Below are 1,198 nucleotides of genomic sequence, written 5' to 3'. Positions count from 1 at the left end.
GGTCGCGAGCCCGCGCGACGCCGATCATGCGAGCGCACCTGCGGCAGAAGGGGCCTCGTGCGCTCGTCGACGAGCTCGACGTCACGGTCGAGGTCGGGGCCGGCGAGGCGGGGGCCGAGCGCCCCGCACCCGGCGACGAGCAGACCACCCACGACCAGGACGGCGACGACCGATCCGTCACGGCCCAGCACGGACTGCAGCTCCGGCAGCCACCACGGCCACAGCGCCGGGACGACGATCGACAGCGAGTAGGCCGTGCCGTAGCCGGTGGAGCGCACGTGCGCCGGGAATCGCTCGCACAGGTAGGCCCCGACCGGCCCGTAGCCGCACACCGTGACGACCTGGAGCAGCGCGACGCCGACGACGGCCGGCACGACCTGTGTCGCCATCGTGCCCGCCCACAGGAGCGGGGCGACGACCGCGGCGCCCAGCCCCCACCCGACGAAGAAGCGTCGCCGCCCGAGGAGGTCGACCAGTGGCCGGTGAGCGACATGACGAGCGCCTGGGCGACCGACGCGATGCCCATGACGAGCGCGACCTCTCCCCCGTCGGACCCCGGGTCCGCCGAGAGCCGGCCGGTCGCGTGGATGACGACCATGTTGGTCATGAGCCACAGCCCGCTCATCAGGCCGAAGATCTGCCAGAAGGCACCGGCGAAGGCGCCACCGAGGACCGCGCGCAGACCGAGGGAGGCGGGGGTCCTCCCTTCGTCGGCCTGCTCGCGCTGCCGCACGACCTGCGGTGCGTCGGCGACGCGCGCGGAGTAGTAGGCCAGGAGAGCCAGGCTCGCGAGGCCGCCGCAGACGAAGGCGAGCCGCCACCCCCACTCCGCGTAGGCCTGCGGCCCGAGCGCGGCGAGCAGACCCGCGGTGGCGAAGGCGATCGTCGACTGCGCCCACGGCGCCATCGACATGATGAGCCCGGAGACGAGGCCGCGGCGTCGCGGCACCGACCACTCCATCGCCAGCGGGATGGCCGAGGTGTACTCCCCGGCGAGGAAGACCCCGCCGACGAACCGCAGCACGACCACCGCCCCGATCGCCAGGGCGCCGATGCTCTCGTGCGTCGGCACCGCGGCGATCGCGAGGCTGCACGCCGCGGTGCCGGCGATCGCCACCTGGGTCGTGCGGGTGCGCCCGGCCCGGTCGGCGATGCGGCCGAAGACCATCGCGCCGATCGGCCGCCCCGACGGAGCGTC

2 pseudogenes are annotated in these 1,198 nt (G+C 74.6%); both read right to left on the bottom strand.

The window, feature by feature from the left end:
* Positions 1–389, bottom strand: a pseudogene (locus AC2W7J_RS18330) (hypothetical protein); the annotation flags it as partial.
* A 137-nt stretch (positions 390–526) separates the two neighbouring features.
* Positions 527–1,168: pseudogene (locus AC2W7J_RS18325) on the bottom strand (MFS transporter); the annotation flags it as partial.
* Positions 1,169–1,198: the final 30 nt, after the last annotated feature.

The organism is Janibacter sp. CFPM2_SD2 (assembly GCF_057364645.1).
This window is presented reverse-complemented; position numbering and strand designations above follow the sequence as displayed.